Below are 19324 nucleotides of genomic sequence, written 5' to 3'. Positions count from 1 at the left end.
CCGTTAACCTCTGAGCTGATCCACCAGGGCGCGATAATCCGCAACCAGGGTGGCCTGTAATACTTCTTTTGGATAATCGTCCGTGATGACCGCTTCACCCATCCGGCGCAACAGCACCAGACGCAGGCGACCGTCGATGACTTTCTTGTCGATCGCCATGTGTTCGAGGAAATTGTCTTCCGTCATGTCCTGCGGTGGCACGACCGGCAGCCCGGCACGCTGAAACAGACGAATGCCGCGATCCCGCTCCTGCGTGCTGATCCAGCCCAGGCGCGAGGACATTTCCAGCGCCATGACCGTACCGGCAGCAACCGCCTCGCCATGCAGCCAGACACCATAGCCCATATGCGTCTCGATGGCGTGCCCGAATGTGTGACCCAGGTTCAATGTCGCACGAACGCCGGACTCGCGCTCATCGGCGCCGACCACCAGCGCCTTGGCGGCGCAGGAACGTTCGATGGCTACGGTCAGCGCCGCCTGGTCCAGGCCGCGCAGTGCATCGACATGCTCTTCGAGCCAGGTCAGGAAGGGCTCGTCGCAGATCAGGCCATATTTGATGACTTCGGCCAGCCCGGCGGACAGTTCACGCTCGGGCAGGGTATTGAGCGAAGCGGTATCGATCAGCACCACGCTCGGCTGATAGAAGGCACCCACCATGTTCTTGCCCAGCGGATGATTGATACCGGTCTTGCCGCCGACCGATGAGTCCACCTGAGACAGCAGCGTGGTCGGGATCTGGATGAAGTTCACGCCGCGCTGATAACAGGCGGCGGCAAACCCGGCCATGTCGCCGATCACCCCGCCGCCCAGAGCGATGACCGTGGTGCGACGGTCATGGCGAGCGGTCAGCAAGCCATCGAAAATGGTCTGCAGGGTTTCCCAGTTCTTGAACGCCTCGCCATCGGGCAGAACAATCGGCAGAACGTTGTAACCGGCCAGGGTTTGCGTCAGGCGCTCCAGGTACAGAGGTGCCACTGTCGTGTTGGAAACGATAGCCACCTGACGCCCGACGATATGCGGGGTCAGGAGCTCTGGCTGATCCAGCAGGCCTTCGCCAATATGGATCGGGTAGCTACGCTCACCAAGCTCGACCTTAAGTGTCTGCATGTGTCCCCACATTGATTACCGATTGGACGGTTTGTGCTTCAGCATCTCATGACGCAAGGCCATGAACCGACGCTGTTTTGCTGGTCGACGAGAATAGCGCATTTTCGCCTGCGCTTTAACGGGGAGGAAGCTCTGCCAGTCGCGCCAGTATCTCGAGAACCACCATTCGGGGAGGCCGCTCATCGGTTTCAATCACGATATCGGCGATTTCCCGATAGAACGGGTCGCGGATGGCCAGCAGCTCGCTCAGTACCCGGGCAGGATCGGCGGTACGCAGCAAAGGACGATTGCGATCACGCGCGGTGCGCCCCACCTGTTGCTCGATCGAGGCATGCAGATACACCACGCGCCCGCCGGCCCGCAGTGCCTGGCGATTTTCGCCGCGCATGACCGCGCCACCGCCGGTCGCCAGAACCACGCCATCGGCGTCGCACAGTTCGGCAATCATGGCCTGCTCGCGATCACGAAAACCCGGCTCGCCTTCCTTGTCGAAGATCCAGGGAATGTTGGCGCCCGTACGCAGCTCGATTTCCTTGTCGGAATCCTTGAACGGCAGTCGCAATTCTTTGGCAAGCAAACGGCCGATGGTGCTCTTGCCAGCACCCATCGGCCCCACAAGTATTAAATTTCGCACAAAATCAACGACTCACAGAAATCGCCTGGTTGTTCATGATACGCGGAGTCAGAAATACCAACAGCTCGGATTTGGACTCGGATACCACATCGCGCCTGAAAAGCCGGCCAAGATACGGTACATCGCCAAGAAATGGCACTTTATCGACAACTTTACTTTGCGTATTCGAGAACACACCACCGATGACGATGGTTTCGCCGTCGGAAATCAGCACCTTGGCGTTGACCTCGTTTTTCTTGATCGGCGGTACGCCCAGCACCGCATTCAGGTAGTCCGGCTCGTCCTTGGTAACCTTCACTTCCATGATGATGCGGTTGTCCGGCGTGATCTGCGGCGTTACCTCAAGCGACAGGGAGGCCTCCTTGAAGCTCACGGTGGTCGCACCGCTGGAGCTGGATTCCTGATACGGGATCTCCGTACCCTTGAGGATCTTGGCGGTTTCCTTATCGGAGGTGACCACCTTGGGCTGGGAGACGATTTCACCGTTACCGGTTTTCTCCATGGCACTCAGCTCAAGGTCCAGCAGCGTGTTATTGGTCACGAAGCCCAGGCCGATACCGGTCGTCGCATTAGCTGCGCCCAGGTCCACGAACGGCACGTTGGAGGTAGTACTGCTGCCGGTGTTACCGGCCTCGTCACCGTTATTATCCAGCCCGTAGGTTGTCCATTTGCCGCTGCCGCTGGTGTTGGTAGAACCGCCCCAGCGAACCCCGAGTTGCTTGTTGTAATCGACGTTGGCCTCGACGATGCGCGCCTCGATCATCACCTGGCGTACCGGGATGTCCAGTTGCGACACGATACGACGCAGCTCGTCGAGGCGCTCCTGGGTCTGGTAGGCAATGATGTTGTTGGTCCGGTCGTCCACCGTGATCGAACCGCGCTCGTCGGCCTTGGACTCGGCACTGGTCACGGACTGGAACAGCTTGGCGATGTCGGCAGCCTTGGCGTAATTGACTTGCAGCAGCTCACGACGCAGGGGCGCCAGCTCGGCGATCTGCTTGAGCGACTCCAGCTCCTGACGCTCGCGGGCGGCAATTTCATCAGCTGGCGCAACCAGCAGCACGTTGCCGACCTTGCGCTTGTCCAGGCCCTTGGTTTTCAGCACCAGGTCCAGCGCCTGATCCCATGGCACATTCTGCAGACGCAGGGTGATACCGCCCTGGACCGTATCACTGGCCACCAGATTGAGGTTGGTGAAGTCGGCAATCAGCTGCAGCACTGAACGCACATCAATGTCCTGGAAGTTAAGCGACAGCTTTTCACCGGTGTACACCGGTTTGTCGGCGGCGCGGCGGTCCAGATCCTCGTTGGTCAACGGGCGCACGCTGATCGTCAGCTTGTTTTCGGTCTGGAACGCCGAGTAGTCGAAGGCGCCCGACGGCTCGATCAAAATGCTGGCCTTGTCACCCGACGCCGAAGCACTGACGAACTGTACCGGCGTGGCGAAGTCCTTGACGTCCAGCCGGACGCGCAGCGGTTCGGGCAGCTGGGTCTTGGCGAAGTCCACGCGGATCTTGCCGCCCTGCTCCTGAATATCAGGGGCAATGCTGGGGTTGCTCAGGTCGATGACCACATTGCCCTCACCCAACTCGCCACGCTGGAAGTCGACATTGCGGATGGCCTTGACGCCTGCGGGGATGAACGGTTTGGCGGATGCAGGCGTGGGCGGTGGCACCGCGACCCGTTGCGCCCCCATTGCGGTGGTCGGTTGGGAAGCTTGCGCGGCGCCGGCACCCTGGCCGATGACCACGAACAGATTGTTGCCATCGACGCGGGAGCTGTACGGCGAAAGCGTGGTCAGGTTGATGATCACCCGGGTGCGGTCCTGAGCCTGTACCACAACCACACTGCGCGCATTACCGGTGCCCAGGTCACGACTTTTGGTCGTCAACTGGCTGGTAACACCCGGCAGATCCAGCGCAATGCGCGCTGGTTGCGACGTGGTGTAACCGCGCGGTGCCGGCACCGGGGCGTCGAATGCCAGCTTCAGCTCGATGCGGTCACCCGGCAGGGCGGCGACATCCAGGGTCTTGAGGTTGGCAGCCTGGAGAACCGGCGCCAGCACCGCGATGCATAACGACACGCCGATAATCGAGAGAATCCGGGTCATGATCAATTTCCGTTGAGCGCTACTGTGCATACTTGGCCTTGCCCACTTCATGAGCGTTCTTTGAGGGCGATAGTGCGTGGCCTTTCCAGCCACGCCCCCTCTCCATCAGGAACAATTTCGATGACATCAACCTGCGCGTCGCCGATCGACACTACCCGGCCGTTGTTACGCCCCAGATAATCGCCCACCTTGACGCGATGAACACCTCCGGCACCGCGCAGCAGGGCAAACGTCCCCGACTCGTTGCCAATCGTGCCGACCATCTCGAACGACTCGATATTGAAACCTTCAAGAAACTGCCTGACCCGGTGTTCGTCCGGCGCCACCAGCCGTGAACCCTTCTGGCGGTTGAGCAGGTCGATCTTGACCGGCGGCTGGAAAGGACTACGCAGCGTGGAGGCGTTGTAGGTGAACGCCTCGTACGGCCGAAACTTGGGTAAAGGTTCGATGTTGCCACTCGGGCGGGCTCTGGCCTGATCCATGAATTCGGACAGATCGGCAAAATCATTGTCATTACCGCAACCGGCCAGCCCTGCCAGAACCACACTGACGCACAGCAATCGCGCCGCCCTCATTTCTTCAGCCCTTCATCGTTGTAGCGGTAGGTCTTGGCCAGAATGCTCATGCGCAACTTGGTCGGCACTTTGGGATCGACCGGCTTGATCTCGAAATCATGCAGCGTGACGATGCGCGGCAGGCTGGCTACACCGCTGACGAAGGTCGCCAGGTCGTGATAACCACCGACCACGGTGATCTGTATCGGCAGCTCGATGTAGAACTGCTGGACCGCCTCGGGCAACAGCTTGATTTCCTCGAACTCAAGCCCGCTTCCCAGCCCGGTGCGGGTGATGTCCTCAAGCAGGCCGGGCACTTCGGTGTCGCTGGGCAATTGCCGCAGCAGGGCGCCGAAGGTGTTTTCCATCTCTTCCATCTGCTTCTTGTACGGCTCGAGGTTGGCCGCCTGGAAGGCCTTGTTGGAGAACTGCTCCTTGAGCGTCACCTCGCTGTTCTGAGCGCTTTCCAGTTGGGTTTCCAGGTCCTGGATAAAGAAGAAATAGCCCAGTGCGAAAATCATGACCGCAACCAGGAGCCCGGCAATGGCCTTGACCGCTGCGGGCCATGAGCCCAGGTTGTTCAGGTCCAGCTCGCTCAGATCGACCTTGCGCAGCCCTTCCAGCCATTCGGACATATTCATGGCTTGGCTCCTGGGGCAGCGGCAACCGGAGGCTGGGTCTGGCGTACGGTCAGCTGAAAGACATTGGCCTGATCCACGGCACCGGCCGTGGTGGCCTTGACCTCGGTCAGGCTCGGCGCTTCCAGCCAGTCAGAGGCTTCAAGATTACGCATCAGGTCGGAAACCCGGTTGTTCGACTCGGCAGCGCCATTGATGGCAATCAGCTTGTCGGTCATTTTGACCTGTGAGTAGTAGACGCCGTCCGGCAGGGTCCGCGCCAGTTGATCGAAGACGCGCCCGGTGATCGGGCGGTTGCCTTGCAGGTCCTGAATGATCTTCATGCGCTCGAGCAGCTGTTTGCGCCGGGCTTTGAGATCACTGATCTCCTTGATGCGGATATCGAGCTGGGCAATCTGCGTCTGCAGAAAGGCATTGCGCGCCATCTGATGCTCGATGGCATTGCTGACGTAACGATCGATCAGAAACAGAATGCCGACTGACACCACCAGCACGCCGACCAGTGCGGTCAGGAAGCGTTTCTTTCGTTCTTCGCGAAGCTCTTCGCGCCACGGTAATAAGTTGATCCGCGCCATCAGTCGAAGCTCCTCAACGCCAGGCCACAGGCGATCATCAGGGCTGGCGCGTCACTGGCCAGGGCCCCGGCATTGACCTTGGCGCTCAGGGCCATGTCGGCAAACGGGTTGGCGACCATGGTCGGAGTGCCGATGCGTCGCTGGATCAGATGCTCCAGCCCTGAAATCGAAGCCGTGCCGCCTGCCAGCATGATGTGATCCACAGAGTTGTATTGACCGGCCGCGAAGAAGAACTGCAGGGAGCGGGAAACCTGCTGCACCAGCGCTTCCTTGAAGGGGTCGAGCACTTCGCTGACGTAGTCGTCGGGCAAGCCGCCCTGCTTCTTGGCAAGCCCGGCTTCCTCCATGGAGAGCCCATAGCGGCGCTGGATTTCGTCAGTCAGCTGGCGCCCGCCAAACAGCTGCTCGCGGGTATAGATGATCCGGCCGTGATGCAGCACGCTCAGGGTGGTCATGGTGGCGCCGATATCGACCACGGCCACCGTCAGTTCGTCATGGCCGTTGCCCAGTTGCGCAGCCAGCAACCCGAACGAGCGCTCAAGGGCGTAGGCCTCGACATCGACGACGCGCGCGGTCAGCCCGGCCAGTGCCAGCGCGGCCTCGCGCACTTCGACGTTCTCCTTGCGGCAGGCAGCCAGCAACACCTCGACGCGCTCGGGGTTGCGCACCGAGTAGCCCTGCACTTCGAAATCGATGGCGACTTCTTCCAGCGGATAGGGGATGTACTGGTCAGCCTCAAGCTTGAGCTGGTTTTCCATGTCATCGTCGGAAAGACCGGCGTCCATCTCGATGGTCTTGGTGATCACCGCCGAACCGGCCACGGCAACCGCCACGATCTTGACGCTGGTCTTGGCCTTGACGAGTACGCGTGACAACGCCTGTCCGACCCCTTCGAGTTCGGCAATGTTCTTTTCGACGACAGCGTTGGCCGGCAAGGGCTCTACTGCGTAAGACTCGACCTTGTAACGGGTGCCGGAACGACTCAATTCCAGGAGTTTTACCGAGGTGGAGCTAATATCGATCCCTAGAAGGGTGTTGGCCTTCTTACTGAAGAGTTCGAACACAACCTGATTCCTATGAGTTTCCGTCACTTACGGAGTTATTTCGGGCCAACGTCACTGTCGACAGCCTTGACAGTAGCGCAAATCACGCTTGGGGACGAAAAATGCTTATAATGCCCAGCGTTTTTTTCATTTAACAAAGCTTCAAGGCGTGTTCATTTGTAAATGCCTGCGCTTAACCCATTATTTTTTCTGGAAATCCAAAAGCCTTGATACGCCTGCTGAAGTTTTTCTGGTGGTCCCTCGTCGCGGTATTCTGCTCGCTGTTGCTTGGCCTGAGCGGCGCGTTTCTTTACCTGAGCCCGACCCTGCCATCCGTTGACGCGCTGCGAAGCATTCAACTGCAAATCCCCCTGCGCGTGTTCACCAGCGACGGCAAGCTGATTGCCGAGTTCGGTGAAATGCGCCGCACGCCGATTCGCTTCGCGGAAATCCCGCCCAATTTCATCAACGCACTGCTGTCGGCCGAAGACGACAACTTCGCCAACCACTATGGCGTCGACCCGGGCAGCCTGATGCGCGCCGCCACTCAGTTGGTCAAGAGCGGCCATATCCAGTCAGGCGGCAGTACCATCACCATGCAGGTCGCGAAAAACTTCTTCCTGACCAGCGAGCGCAGCTTTTCGCGCAAAACCACCGAGATTCTGTTGGCCTTGCAAATCGAGCGCCAACTTACCAAGGACGAGATTCTCGAGCTGTACGTCAACAAGATTTATCTGGGTAACCGCGCCTATGGGATCGAGGCGGCGGCGCAAGTCTACTATGGCAAGTCGATCCGTGATGTAAGCCTTGCGCAAATGGCCATGATTGCCGGTCTGCCCAAGGCACCGTCACGTTTCAACCCACTGGCCAACCCGACCCGTGCCAAGGAACGTCGCGACTGGATCCTGGGCCGCATGTATCGCTTGGGCAAGATCGACCAGACCGCTTACCAGGCCGCGTTGAATGAGCCGCTCAACGCCAGTTATCACGTGCCGACGCCGGAAGTGAATGCACCGTACATCGCTGAAATGGCGCGGGCTGAAATGGTCGGCCGTTATGGCAGCGAGGCCTATACAGAAGGCTTCCGCGTTACCACCACTGTGCCGAGCGACCTTCAGGAGCACGCCAACAAGTCCATTCAGCAGGGCTTGATCGATTACGACCAGCGCCACGGCTACCGTGGTCCGGAAAGCCGCTTCCCGGGCATGACCCGCGCCAACTGGGTACAGGAACTGACCAAGCAGCGCATGATCAACGGCCTCGAGCCCGGCATCGTGACGCAGGTCGACAAGACCGGTCTACGCGTTCTGACCCGCAACGGCGAGAAGGAAGAAACCGTCGACTGGGCCACCATGAAGTGGGCGCGTCCTTACCTGAATACCAACAGCCTGGGCGCCAATCCGAAGCAGCCGGCTGACGTTGCCAAGGTCGGCGACCTCGTTCGTCTGCTGCGCCAGGACGATGGCTCGCTGAAATTCAGTCAAATTCCCGTCGCGCAGAGCGCCCTGGTGTCGCTTGATCCGCAAAACGGTGCCATTCGCGCCCTGGTCGGCGGCTTTGCGTTCGAGCAGAGCAACTACAACCGCGCCATGCAGGCCAAACGTCAACCGGGCTCCAGCTTCAAGCCGTTCATCTACAGCGCTGCGCTCGATAACGGTTACACCGCTTCCAGCCTGGTGAACGACGCGCCTATCGTGTTCGTCGACGAATACCTGGACAAGGTATGGCGTCCGAAAAATGACACTAACACCTTCCTTGGGCCGATCCGCCTGCGCGAGGCGCTGTACAAGTCTCGTAACCTGGTATCGATCCGCCTGCTCCAGGCCCTCGGCATCGACAGCACCATCGACTACATCACCCGCTTCGGCTTCTCCAAGCAGGATTTGCCGCGCAACCTGTCGCTGGCACTGGGTACGGCGACATTGACCCCGATGGAAATCGCCACCGGCTGGGCGACCTTCGCCAACGGCGGTTACAAGGTCAGCCCTTATCTGATCCAGACCATCGAGAACCGTGACGGCCAGACCCTGTTTGTCGCCAACCCGCCAAGCGTCCCGGTCAATGACGTCAATACCGCGCCCAACACCTCGACCTTCGCGGTACATGACAGCCCGAGCGTGGTCACCGGTGAGCCAAGGGCACCTGCTCAGCCTCAGGCGCCCGCAGTGGCAGAGCGTGTGGTCGATGCGCGCACCACGTACATTCTGAACAGCATGCTGCAGGACGTGATCAAGCGCGGCACCGGGCGCCGCGCACTGTCCATGAACAGACCGGACATCGCTGGCAAGACTGGTACCACCAATGATTCCAAGGATGCCTGGTTCTCCGGGTATAACGCGGACTACGTGACCACGGTGTGGAGTGGTTTCGATCAGCCTGAAAGTCTTGGCCGTCACGAATTCGGTGGCACGGTCTCGCTGCCGATCTGGATGGACTACATGAGCGCCGCGCTCAAGGACAAGCCGCCGCATCAGCAGGCCGAACCGCCAGGCATTCTCAGCCTGCGCGTCGACCCATTGAGTGGCCGCGCCGCCACGCCAAGCACGCCGAACGCATTCTTCGAGCTGTTCAAAAGCGAAGACACACCGCCAAGCGTCAACGAACTGGGCGGCAGCAGCGCACCGGGCAGCCCGTTGCCGGCAGATGAGTCAGCGCCGATCGATTTGTTCTGATAGCACAGACTTAATGGATCAGTAGATTTTCAGAGGCTGTACAGGCCTCTTCGTGAGCAAGCTCACTCCCACGGAGTCGGGGACTTTCAGGACGATCCGGAGCTTTGTGGGAGCGAGCTTGCTCGCGAAGGCGTATTAGTGGGTCAATAGATTTTCAGCGGCTGCACAGGCCTCTTCGTGAGCAAGCTCACTCCCACGGATTCGGGGACTTTCAGGATAATCCGGGGCTATGTGGGAGCGAGCTTGCTCGCGAAGAGGCTAGTTCAATCCCTGAAAATGCCCCACAAGAGCAGGGCATCCAAGGCATAAAAAAACCCCTGCATCGCTGCAGGGGTTTTTTATTGGGTCAGGGATCAGCCCTTGAACACATCATCCACGCTGGTCAGCGGGTAGTGCTTCGGATACGGCAGGGTGGCAACGCCGCTTTCGATAGCGGCCTTGGCCACTGCATCGGCGATCAGGCCCAGCAGGCGGGTGTCCATTGGCTTCGGAATGATGTACTCACGACCGAATTCCAGTTTGATGCCGCCGTAGGCGTCGCTGACTTCCTGTGGCACAGGCAGCTTGGCCAGTTCGCGCAGGGCGTTGGCCGCGGCGATTTTCATTTCTTCGTTGATGCGCTTGGCGCGAACGTCCAGAGCACCGCGGAAGATGAACGGGAAGCCCAGTACGTTGTTGACCTGGTTCGGGTAGTCCGAACGGCCAGTGGCCATGATCACGTCACTGCGCGTGGCGTGAGCCAGTTCCGGGGAGATTTCCGGATCAGGGTTCGAGCAGGCGAACACGATCGGGTCCTTGGCCATCAGCTTGAGGTTTTCAGCGCTCAGCAGGTTAGGACCGGACAGGCCTACAAATACGTCAGCGCCATCCAGCGCGTCAGTCAGCGAGCGCTTCTCGGTAGCGTGAGCGAACGCAGCCTTGTACTGGTTAAGGTCGGTACGGCCGGAGTGGACAACGCCAGTACGGTCGACCATGAAGATGTTTTCGATCTTCGCGCCCATGCTCACCAGCAGCTTCATGCAGGAGATGGCCGCAGCGCCAGCGCCCAGGCAGACGATCTTCGCCGAATCGAGGGTCTTGCCGACGATTTCCAGCGCGTTGATCATGCCGGCCGCTGTCACGATAGCGGTGCCGTGCTGGTCATCGTGGAAAACCGGGATGTCGCACTGTTCGATCAGCGCTTTCTCGATTTCAAAGCACTCAGGTGCCTTGATGTCTTCCAGGTTGATGCCACCGAAGGTGATGGAGATACGTTTTACGGTGTCGATGAAGGCCTGTGGGCTTTCGGAATCGACTTCGATATCGAAAACGTCGATACCGGCGAAGCGCTTGAACAGAACGCCTTTACCTTCCATGACCGGCTTGGAAGCCAACGGACCCAGATCGCCGAGGCCGAGAATCGCGGTGCCATCGGAAATAACTGCTACCAGGTTGCCTTTGCCGGTGTACTTGTAAGCCAGCTCGGGGTCACGGGCAATTTCACGCACGGGTTCAGCAACGCCAGGGCTGTAGGCCAGAGCCAGGTCACGAGCGGTTGCGGTCGGCTTGGTGAGTTCGACGCTCAGCTTCCCCGGACGAGGATTGGCATGGTATTCGAGCGCGGCAGTTTTCAGATCTGACATGTATTGGATTCCGCTTTTTTTACTGTGGGACAGACGGACCGCCGAGGATACGCAAGATGCATAGTCCTAACAAGACTGACCAGTCACTGCTGTCAATAGGCTCGGGCTTAGACTTTACGCTTAGAGACCTGAAACGTGAACACTCGGTCACGCTCGTCAGATCACCGGTTTGAAGGCCGCGTCTAGCGACGTGAAACGTCCAGCATTGCGGGATGGGTCAGTGGCAGCAGCCAGCGGGACTGCCCCGCTTCAAGGCCTCCGCGTCGGGAGCGATCGACGACCCAGCCACGCGCTTCGACCTGCTGCCCTTCGAGGCGCTGGAGCATCGCCGTATCGAAGGCACTCAGGTGGTCAGGCGCGACACGCAAGACCAGCGAGCCCTGCAACTCGATCCAGATACCACCGCGGTTGCGCTGCACACGCCTGACCTGACCGGACACAATCGCGAACCCGCTTTTATTCAGCCGGGTCGAGGACTGCACTGGCGAATTACGCCATACACCCAGACGCGCCTGACGTGCCTGACGCTCCGCGCCCTGCTGGCAAGCGACCAGCCTGACATTGGGCGCAACGGCCACCAGATAGCCCAGCCCTTCGCTGAGCAACTGCGCCTCAAGGTTGGCGCCTTTACGGTCATAGACGTTGGCCAGCGTGCGGCCGTAATGATCCTTGCCCTGCGGACCGATACGCAAACCAACCTTGCCGCCGCTTTCATTCACCAGCGCCTGCAAGCGCTTTTTGGCAGCCTCGGCAAACGGTTCGGCAGACCGGCCTTTCCTGCCGGTTTCAGGCGTATTGAGCCCGATCATCCGCACGCTGCGGCCATCGATCAGCTTCAAGGTGTCGCCGTCGACTACACGCTGTACCTGTGCGACCGGCAACGAGGCAGGTGCCGGGCAGAAGGCCTGCGCGCCGGACACCCAAATCGCGGGCATAAAAAAGACGCCCACAAGGAGCGCCTTTTCAAGCAGTCTGGAGATGCCCATAGGGCAGCCAGTCTTACTTCGCTTTGGTAGCGCCGAACGCACCGAAACGGGATTTGAACTTGTCGACACGGCCGCCAACGTCAAGCGTCTTCTGCTTGCCGGTGTAGAACGGGTGGCACTCGTTGCACACGTCCAGGCTCAGAGGAGCGGCCAGGGTGGAACGGGTCTTGATGACATTGCCGCAGCTGCAGGTAGCGTCAATGGCTTCGTAAACTGGATGGATATCAGCTTTCATCGGTACTTCCTCGGTCTAACGCGCCGCCACTCAACACTATTGTTGAATACCGCACGGAAATAGGCTGCGGATAGTACCAGACAATTGCAACGACGCAAGCGAACCTTCACACCGGTCGTCTGCTAAGATCGCGCCTCCGTCATCACTTATCACCACAGGGAAACACCGCGTGCCCGACGCCATCCTGCGCCTTGCCCTGCCCTCGCCGCTTCGCCGCCTGTTCGACTACCGCGCCCCAGCGGGCGTGTCGCGCAGCGCCTTGCAGCCGGGCATGCGTCTGCGAGTGCCGTTCGGACGCCGGGAAATGATCGGCATTCTGGTGGAAGTGGTCGATCACAGCGAAGTGCCCGCCGACAAGCTCAAGCCGGCAATCGCCCTGCTCGACAGCGAAGCGCCGCTGCCACCTGCGCTGTTCAAACTGTGCCTGTGGACCTCGCAGTATTACCAGCACAGCCTGGGCGACACGCTGAGCTGGGCCTTACCGGTGTTGCTGCGTCAGGGCGAACTGGCCGAAAGCCGCCAGGAACGCTTCTGGCACGTTGCACCGGGTGCCAGCGTCGACGATCCGCGCATCGCCCGCGCGCCCAAGCAGCGCGAGGCCCTGACCACCCTTGCCCAGCACCCGCACGGGGTGGCGCATCAACTGCTCAGCAAGCTGATGCTCAACAAGGACAGCCTCAACCTGTTGCTGGCCAAGGAGCTGGTGTACGTCGAGGTCCGCAGCCATGCGCCCAGCGCACGCCATGAACACTGGCTGGCCCAGCCTGAATTGCCGCTCAACACCGAACAACGCGCCGCTTACGAAGCGATCCGCGCCGGGTTCGACAGCTTTCATGCGTTCCTGCTGGCCGGCGTCACCGGCAGCGGCAAGACCGAAGTCTATCTGCAACTGATCCGCGAGACCCTCGAGGCGGGCAAGCAGGCGCTGGTGCTGATCCCGGAAATCAACCTCGGCCCGCAGACCCTGGCGCGCTTCGAGCAGCGCTTCAATGCGCGCATTGCGCTGGTCCACTCGGCGGTCAACGACCGCGAACGGCTGGATGCCTGGCTGGCGGCTCGCGATGGCGAGGCGGACATCATCATCGGCACGCGTTCGGCGCTGTTCACGCCGATGAAAAACCCCGGGCTGATCATCATCGACGAGGAACACGACGGCTCCTATAAACAGCAGGAAGGTCTGCGCTATCACGCCCGCGATCTGGCCCTGGTGCGGGCGCGTCAGGAAAACATTCCGATTGTCCTGGGCTCGGCCACTCCGTCCCTGGAAAGCCTGCATAACGCCTACACTGGCCGCTACGGCCTGCTGCGCCTGAATCAGCGCGCGGGCGGCGCACAGCAGCCGCGTTTCATGCGCCTGGACGTCAAGAGCCGACCGCTGGACAGCGGCATCTCCGGGCCCATGCAGCAGGCCATCGGTCAGACGCTCGCGGCAGGCCAGCAGGTCTTGGTGTTCCTCAACCGTCGCGGCTTTGCACCCACCTTGCTGTGCCACGACTGCGGGTGGATGTCCGGCTGCCAGCGCTGCGATGCACGCATGACCGTGCACCAGCGCTCGGGCGAACTGCGCTGCCATCACTGCGGGTATGTCGAGCGTGTACCGCGCCAGTGTCCGTCGTGCGGCAAGGTGGATTTGCGCCCGGTAGGCGCCGGCACCGAGCGCGCCGAAGAGCGCCTGGCGATTCTGTTTCCGGACTACCCCGTGCTGCGTGTCGACCGCGACAGCACGTCGCGCAAGGACGCCATGAACCAGCTGTTCACGACGATCCAGCGCGGCCAGCCATGCATTCTGGTCGGCACGCAAATGCTCGCCAAGGGCCATCACTTTCCCCGGGTCACGCTGGTATCGATTCTGGACGCCGACGGCGGGCTGTTTTCCGGCGACTTTCGCGCCAGCGAGCGCATGGCGCAACTGATCGTTCAGGTGGCAGGCCGTGCCGGGCGCGCCGAAGAACCTGGCAAGGTGATCATCCAGACCCACCTGGCCGACCATCCACTGCTGATTCAGCTGACCGAGCAGGGTTATTTCGCCTTTGCCGAACAGGCCTTGAGCGAGCGCCGTTCGGCGGGTCTGCCACCGTTTTCACACCTCGCACTGCTGCGCGCCGAAGCGCACAAGCCGGGACAGGCCGAGGCCTTTCTCGATCAGGCCTGCAGCGATGCGGAGCAACTGGTTGCGCAGATGGCGCTGGGCGGCATTGAGCTGCTGGGCCCGGTTCCGGCACCGATGGAACGCCGCGCCGGACGTTATCGCGCGCAGTTGCTGGTGCAGTCCAGCGCCCGTGCGCCCTTGCATAAATTGCTTGCCACCTGGCTGCTCGCGCTGGAGCAAATGCCCAGCGGCCGGCAGGTCAGATGGTCGCTGGATGTGGATCCTGTGGATCTTTATTAAGTCACGCCGTTGGCAAGCAGGCTTGAGCAACGGATAATGCAGAGTTTTTCCACCCGCGCATCGAAGCGCCACCGCGCTTGCGGTCGAAGAGAGCACCATGAAAGACACGATTCGCCAGCTGATTCAACAAGCCCTGACCCGTCTCGTCACCGAGGGCGTCTTGCCAGAAGGGCTGACGCCGGCGATTCAGGTGGAAAACGCCCGCGACAAGACGCACGGCGACTTCGCCAGCAATATCGCGATGATGCTCGCCAAGCCTGCCGGCATGAAACCGCGCGATCTGGCTGAAAAGCTGATCGCCGCACTGCCGGCCGACGAGCAGGTCAGCAAGGTCGAAATTGCCGGGCCGGGCTTCCTGAACTTCTTCCAGAACACTGCCGCGCTGGCCGCACGCCTCGACGCTGCACTGGCCGACGCGCACCTGTCAGTCCGCAAGGCGGGCGCTGTACAGCGCGTGGTCGTCGATCTGTCGGCACCGAATCTGGCCAAGGAAATGCACGTTGGCCATTTGCGCTCGACCATCATTGGCGACGGCGTGGCGAACGTCCTGACGTTTCTCGGCGACACGGTCATTCGTCAGAACCACGTGGGCGACTGGGGCACCCAGTTCGGCATGCTGCTGGCCTATCTGCAGGAAAAGCCAGCGACCAGCGACGAGCTGTCCGACCTGGAAAACTTCTACCGCGCCGCCAAGCAACGCTTTGACGAGTCCGAAGAGTTCGCCGAGCGTGCTCGTGGTCTGGTGGTCAAGCTGCAGGCCGGCGATGCCGAGTGCCTGGCGCTGTGGACGCGCTTCAAGGACATCTCGCTGTCGCACTGCCAGGAGACCTACGAGCGCCTTAACGTCAAGCTGACCCCGGCCGACGTGATGGGCGAAAGCGCCTATAACGATGACCTGGCCAATGTGGTCAACGACCTGAAAGCCACAGGCCTGCTGGTCGAGAGCAATGGCGCACAATGCGTGTTCCTCGAAGAATTCCGCACCGCCGATGACACGCCGTTGCCGGTCATCGTGCAGAAGGCCGGTGGCGGTTATCTCTACGCCACCACCGACCTGGCAGCGATCCGTTATCGCAGCAAGGTGCTCAAGGCCGACCGCGTGCTGTATTTCGTCGACCAGCGTCAGGCCCTGCACTTCCAGCAGGTGTTCGAAGTGGCGCGCCGCGCCGGTTTCGTGCATGACGGCATGCAGCTCGAACACATGGGCTTCGGCACCATGAACGGCGCCGATGGCCGCCCGTTCAAGACCCGCGACGGCGGCACGGTCAAGCTCATCGACCTGCTCGATGAAGCCGAAGAGCGCGCCTACACCCTGGTCAAGGAAAAGAACCCGGAAGTCGCTGAAGCAGAATTGCGCAGCATTGCCAAGGCCGTGGGCATCAGTGCGGTGAAATACGCCGACCTTTCCAAGCACCGCGCCAGCGATTACAGCTTCAACTTCGATCAGATGCTCAGTTTCGAGGGCAACACCGCGCCCTACCTGCTGTACGCCTACACCCGTGTGGCGGGCGTGTTCCGCAAGCTGGGCAGCGCGTTTGACGCCAGCAAGGGCCAGATTGTCCTCGCAGCGCCGCAGGAACAGGAACTGGCCGCACGTCTGGCGCAATTCACCGAAACACTGAACAACGTCGCAGAAAAAGGCACACCGCACGTACTTTGTGCTTACCTGTATGACCTTGCGGGTCTGTTTTCGAGCTTTTACGAAAACTGCCCGATCCTTGGTGCGGAAAACCCCGATCAGCAACAGAGCCGTCTGCGTCTGGCTGCCCTGACCGGCCGCACCCTCAAGCAAGGCCTGGACCTATTGGGTCTGGAAACTCTGGAGCGTATGTAAGTTGGCAGTTGCGAAGAAGAAACCGGCACCCAAGCGGGGCGCCAGCCGTTATCAGGCACCCGCGAAGAAGCCGATTCCAGGATGGTTGTGGCTGGCGATTGGCTTGACCGTGGGCGCATTCGTGGTCTTTTTGATGAAGCTCGAGCCCGGTGGCGATGACGTCAAGCGGGTCAAGGCGGACGCCAAGGCCGCGAAGATCGCCGAGGCGAACAAGACACCACCGAGCCCGACGGCGCCGGTCAAACCCAAGTACGACTTCTATACATTGCTGCCGGAATCGGAAGTGATCGTGCCGAACGAAGCCGTGCCGGAGAAGACCCCGCCGCCAGTGGCACCGACAGCACCGGTCTCGCCGGAACAGGCAGCCAAGATCGACACGGCACGTGCCCAGGCAGCCCTCAGTGGCTTGACGCCTCCGCCAGCGCCACCGGTTGTGACCACCAAGCCGGCCGCGGTGACGACGTTCTTCCTGCAGGCGGGCTCGTTCCGCAAACAGGCTGACGCCGAGAAGGTTCGCGCGCAAATCATCCTGCTGGGTCAGACCTCTACCGTCGAGTCGGGCACCGTCAAGGATGAAACCTGGTATCGCGTACTGGTCGGCCCGTTCAGCAACCGCGAACAACTGACCACCGCCCAGAAACAACTGGCAAGCGGCGGATTTAGTAACCTGTTGTTGCAACAGCGTCAGAGCCGCTAGCTGAAACAGAGCGCGCAAAGCGCTCTGCGCTATAGGTGGGAGTGAGCTTGCTCACGAAGAGGCCGTTACAACTGCCGGAGATTTATGCCTCCGGCAGTCAGCCGCCAGTTATCCTCGCTGTTCATCCTCAAGGTTGAAATACTCACCCACACCCCCATATGAGTTTGCATCAGGGCATTTTCGCCCCGCAGTGTGGAGACTCTCCCTTGACCACCATCGTTTCAGTGCGCCGCCACGGTAAAGTCGTCATGGCTGGCGACGGCCAGGTTTCTCTGGGCAACACCGTCATGAAAGGCAACGCCAAAAAGGTACGCCGCCTGTATCACGGTGAAGTGATCGCCGGCTTCGCTGGCGCGACCGCCGATGCATTCACGCTGTTCGAACGCTTCGAGGCCCAGCTGGAAAAACACCAGGGGCATCTGGTTCGTGCAGCCGTCGAACTGGCCAAGGACTGGCGCACCGATCGCTCACTGAGCCGTCTTGAAGCCATGCTGGCCGTCGCCAACAAGGACGCCTCGCTGATCATCACCGGCAACGGTGACGTGGTCGAGCCCGAGGACGGCCTGATCGCCATGGGCTCCGGCGGCGCATTCGCTCAGGCCGCAGCACGCGCCCTGCTGCTCAAGACCGACCTGTCGGCCCGCGAAATTGCCGAGACTTCACTGCATATCGCCGGCGACATTTGCGTGTTCACCAACCACAACATCACCATTGAGGAGCAGGACCTCGCTGGCTAAGCCGCTGCCGGGCCGCACACCCTGTGGCCCCATCGACTTGCCCGCAACAGAGGACCGTGAATAACCATGTCAATGACTCCCCGCGAAATCGTCCATGAACTTAACCGCCATATCATCGGCCAGGACGATGCCAAGCGCGCCGTGGCCATTGCCCTGCGCAATCGCTGGCGCCGCATGCAGTTGCCTGAAGAACTGCGTGTCGAAGTAACCCCCAAGAACATTCTGATGATCGGCCCGACCGGTGTCGGCAAGACCGAAATCGCCCGTCGTCTGGCCAAGCTCGCCAACGCACCGTTCATCAAGGTCGAAGCCACCAAATTCACCGAAGTGGGTTATGTGGGTCGTGATGTAGAGTCGATCATCCGTGATCTGGCCGATGCTGCGATCAAGCTGCTGCGTGAACAGGAAATCGTCAAGGTGCGTCACCGCGCCGAAGATGCCGCCGAAGAGCGCATTCTCGACGCCCTGCTGCCACCTGCCCGGGTGGGTTTCAACGAGGACCCGGCGCAGAGCAGCGATTCCAATACCCGTCAGCTGTTCCGCAAGCGTTTGCGCGAAGGCCAGCTGGATGACAAGGAAATTGAAATCGAGATCAACGAAGCCGTTGGTGTCGATATCTCCGCGCCGCCTGGCATGGAAGAGATGACCAATCAGTTACAGAGCCTGTTTGCCAACATGGGCAAAGGCAAAACCAAGAGCCGCAAGCTCAAGGTCAAGGAAGCGCTCAAGCTGGTACGCGAAGAAGAAGCTGGCCGTCTGGTCAATGAAGAAGAGCTGAAAGCCAAGGCACTGGAAGCGGTCGAGCAGCACGGCATCGTGTTCATCGACGAGATCGACAAAGTTGCCAAGCGCGGTAATTCGGGCGGTGTCGACGTGTCCCGTGAGGGCGTGCAGCGCGACCTGCTGCCGCTGATCGAAGGTTGCACCGTGAACACCAAACTGGGCATGGTCAAGACCGACCACATCCTGTTTATTGCGTCGGGCGCATTCCATTTGAGCAAACCAAGCGATCTGGTCCCCGAGCTGCAGGGCCGCCTGCCAATTCGCGTTGAACTCAAGGCGCTGTCGCCACAGGACTTCGAGCGTATCCTCAGCGAGCCGCATGCATCGTTGACCGAACAGTATCGCGAGCTGCTCAAGACCGAAGGCCTGAAGATCGAGTTCAAGCCTGAAGGCATCAAGCGTCTGGCCGAGATTGCCTGGCAGGTCAACGAGAAGACCGAGAACATAGGTGCCCGCCGCTTGCATACGCTGCTTGAGCGCCTGCTTGAGGAAGTCTCGTTCAGCGCCGGAGACCTGGCCATCAACCCTGACGCAGCGCCGATCGAGATCGACGCGGAATACGTCAATAGTCACCTGGGTGATCTGGCAGAAAACGAAGACCTGTCGCGTTATATTCTCTAAGCCACACGCGGTTGGCATTTCAGGCTGCAAGAGGTTGTTCACTCTTGCAGCTTTTTGCTTCTGCCCGACGCTTAAAACCCGAGACTG

General features: G+C 60.5%; 16 protein-coding genes. 6 read left to right on the top strand and 10 right to left on the bottom strand.

The window, feature by feature from the left end; genetic code table 11:
• Positions 1 to 3 precede the first annotated feature (3 nt).
• The 7 genes from aroB to PI739_RS07745 all read right to left on the bottom strand — a co-directional run bounded on the left by aroB (position 4) and on the right by PI739_RS07745 (position 6682).
• Positions 4 to 1107 carry a 3-dehydroquinate synthase gene (gene aroB, locus PI739_RS07775; protein ID WP_044308720.1) on the bottom strand — a complete coding sequence of 368 codons (1104 nt, stop codon included), beginning with the start codon at positions 1105 to 1107 and terminating at the stop codon, positions 4 to 6.
• Between the two features lie 115 nt (positions 1108 to 1222).
• Positions 1223 to 1741 (bottom strand): shikimate kinase AroK, encoded by a 519-nt coding sequence (aroK, locus tag PI739_RS07770; protein ID WP_003365999.1) that lies wholly within the window; start codon positions 1739 to 1741, stop codon positions 1223 to 1225.
• A gap of 4 nt (positions 1742 to 1745) precedes the next feature.
• A complete protein-coding gene (gene pilQ, locus PI739_RS07765; RefSeq protein WP_271351653.1) occupies positions 1746 to 3851 on the bottom strand; it encodes a type IV pilus secretin PilQ in 2106 nt (701 codons plus the stop codon).
• A 47-nt stretch (positions 3852 to 3898) separates the two neighbouring features.
• Entirely contained in the window at positions 3899 to 4426 is a 528-nt protein-coding gene (gene pilP, locus PI739_RS07760) for a type 4a pilus biogenesis lipoprotein PilP (RefSeq protein WP_003350151.1), read from the bottom strand.
• On the bottom strand, positions 4423 to 5046 hold the full coding sequence (gene pilO, locus PI739_RS07755; protein WP_003432147.1) for a type 4a pilus biogenesis protein PilO: 624 nt from the start codon (positions 5044 to 5046) through the stop codon (positions 4423 to 4425). The genes pilP and pilO overlap by 4 nt, the downstream gene beginning before the upstream one ends.
• Positions 5043 to 5618, bottom strand: a complete 576-nt coding sequence (locus PI739_RS07750; RefSeq protein ID WP_003365994.1) for a PilN domain-containing protein — start codon at positions 5616 to 5618, stop codon at positions 5043 to 5045. The genes pilO and PI739_RS07750 overlap by 4 nt, the downstream gene beginning before the upstream one ends.
• Positions 5618 to 6682 carry a pilus assembly protein PilM gene (locus tag PI739_RS07745; RefSeq protein ID WP_003365992.1) on the bottom strand — a complete coding sequence of 355 codons (1065 nt, stop codon included), beginning with the start codon at positions 6680 to 6682 and terminating at the stop codon, positions 5618 to 5620. The genes PI739_RS07750 and PI739_RS07745 overlap by 1 nt, the downstream gene beginning before the upstream one ends.
• A gap of 209 nt (positions 6683 to 6891) precedes the next feature.
• On the opposite strand from PI739_RS07745, the gene PI739_RS07740 reads away from it, so the two are divergent.
• On the top strand, positions 6892 to 9333 hold the full coding sequence (locus PI739_RS07740) for a penicillin-binding protein 1A (protein ID WP_376697638.1): 2442 nt from the start codon (positions 6892 to 6894) through the stop codon (positions 9331 to 9333).
• A 353-nt stretch (positions 9334 to 9686) separates the two neighbouring features.
• On the opposite strand, the gene PI739_RS07735 is transcribed toward PI739_RS07740, so the two are convergent.
• The 3 genes from PI739_RS07735 to rpmE all read right to left on the bottom strand — a co-directional run bounded on the left by PI739_RS07735 (position 9687) and on the right by rpmE (position 12176).
• Entirely contained in the window at positions 9687 to 10955 is a 1269-nt protein-coding gene (locus PI739_RS07735) for a malic enzyme-like NAD(P)-binding protein (RefSeq protein WP_003365988.1), read from the bottom strand.
• A 182-nt stretch (positions 10956 to 11137) separates the two neighbouring features.
• A complete protein-coding gene (locus PI739_RS07730; RefSeq protein ID WP_129484606.1) occupies positions 11138 to 11941 on the bottom strand; it encodes a thermonuclease family protein in 804 nt (267 codons plus the stop codon).
• Between the two features lie 13 nt (positions 11942 to 11954).
• Positions 11955 to 12176, bottom strand: coding sequence for a 50S ribosomal protein L31 (gene rpmE, locus PI739_RS07725; RefSeq protein ID WP_002551648.1), 222 nt, complete (start codon positions 12174 to 12176; stop codon positions 11955 to 11957).
• A gap of 169 nt (positions 12177 to 12345) precedes the next feature.
• Between rpmE and PI739_RS07720 the strand changes: the two genes are divergently transcribed.
• The 5 genes from PI739_RS07720 to hslU all read left to right on the top strand — a co-directional run bounded on the left by PI739_RS07720 (position 12346) and on the right by hslU (position 19237).
• On the top strand, positions 12346 to 14565 hold the full coding sequence (locus tag PI739_RS07720; RefSeq protein ID WP_003365984.1) for a primosomal protein N': 2220 nt from the start codon (positions 12346 to 12348) through the stop codon (positions 14563 to 14565).
• Positions 14566 to 14662: 97 nt separating this feature from the next.
• A complete protein-coding gene (gene argS / locus PI739_RS07715) occupies positions 14663 to 16399 on the top strand; it encodes an arginine--tRNA ligase (RefSeq protein ID WP_054081257.1) in 1737 nt (578 codons plus the stop codon).
• 1 nt (position 16400) lies between these two features.
• Positions 16401 to 17096 carry an SPOR domain-containing protein gene (locus PI739_RS07710; protein ID WP_099266747.1) on the top strand — a complete coding sequence of 232 codons (696 nt, stop codon included), beginning with the start codon at positions 16401 to 16403 and terminating at the stop codon, positions 17094 to 17096.
• A 206-nt stretch (positions 17097 to 17302) separates the two neighbouring features.
• Complete coding sequence (hslV, locus tag PI739_RS07705; protein ID WP_003392345.1) at positions 17303 to 17833, top strand: ATP-dependent protease subunit HslV; 531 nt, start codon at positions 17303 to 17305, stop codon at positions 17831 to 17833.
• A gap of 66 nt (positions 17834 to 17899) precedes the next feature.
• On the top strand, positions 17900 to 19237 hold the full coding sequence (gene hslU / locus PI739_RS07700; protein ID WP_003365974.1) for an ATP-dependent protease ATPase subunit HslU: 1338 nt from the start codon (positions 17900 to 17902) through the stop codon (positions 19235 to 19237).
• The last annotated feature ends 87 nt before the right edge of the window (positions 19238 to 19324 follow it).

It is taken from the genome of Pseudomonas cerasi, assembly GCF_027983475.1.
Lineage (GTDB): Bacteria > Pseudomonadota > Gammaproteobacteria > Pseudomonadales > Pseudomonadaceae > Aquipseudomonas > Aquipseudomonas cerasi.
The sequence above is the reverse complement of the archived record's forward strand: the minus strand, read 5'-3'. Positions and strand labels throughout refer to the sequence as shown.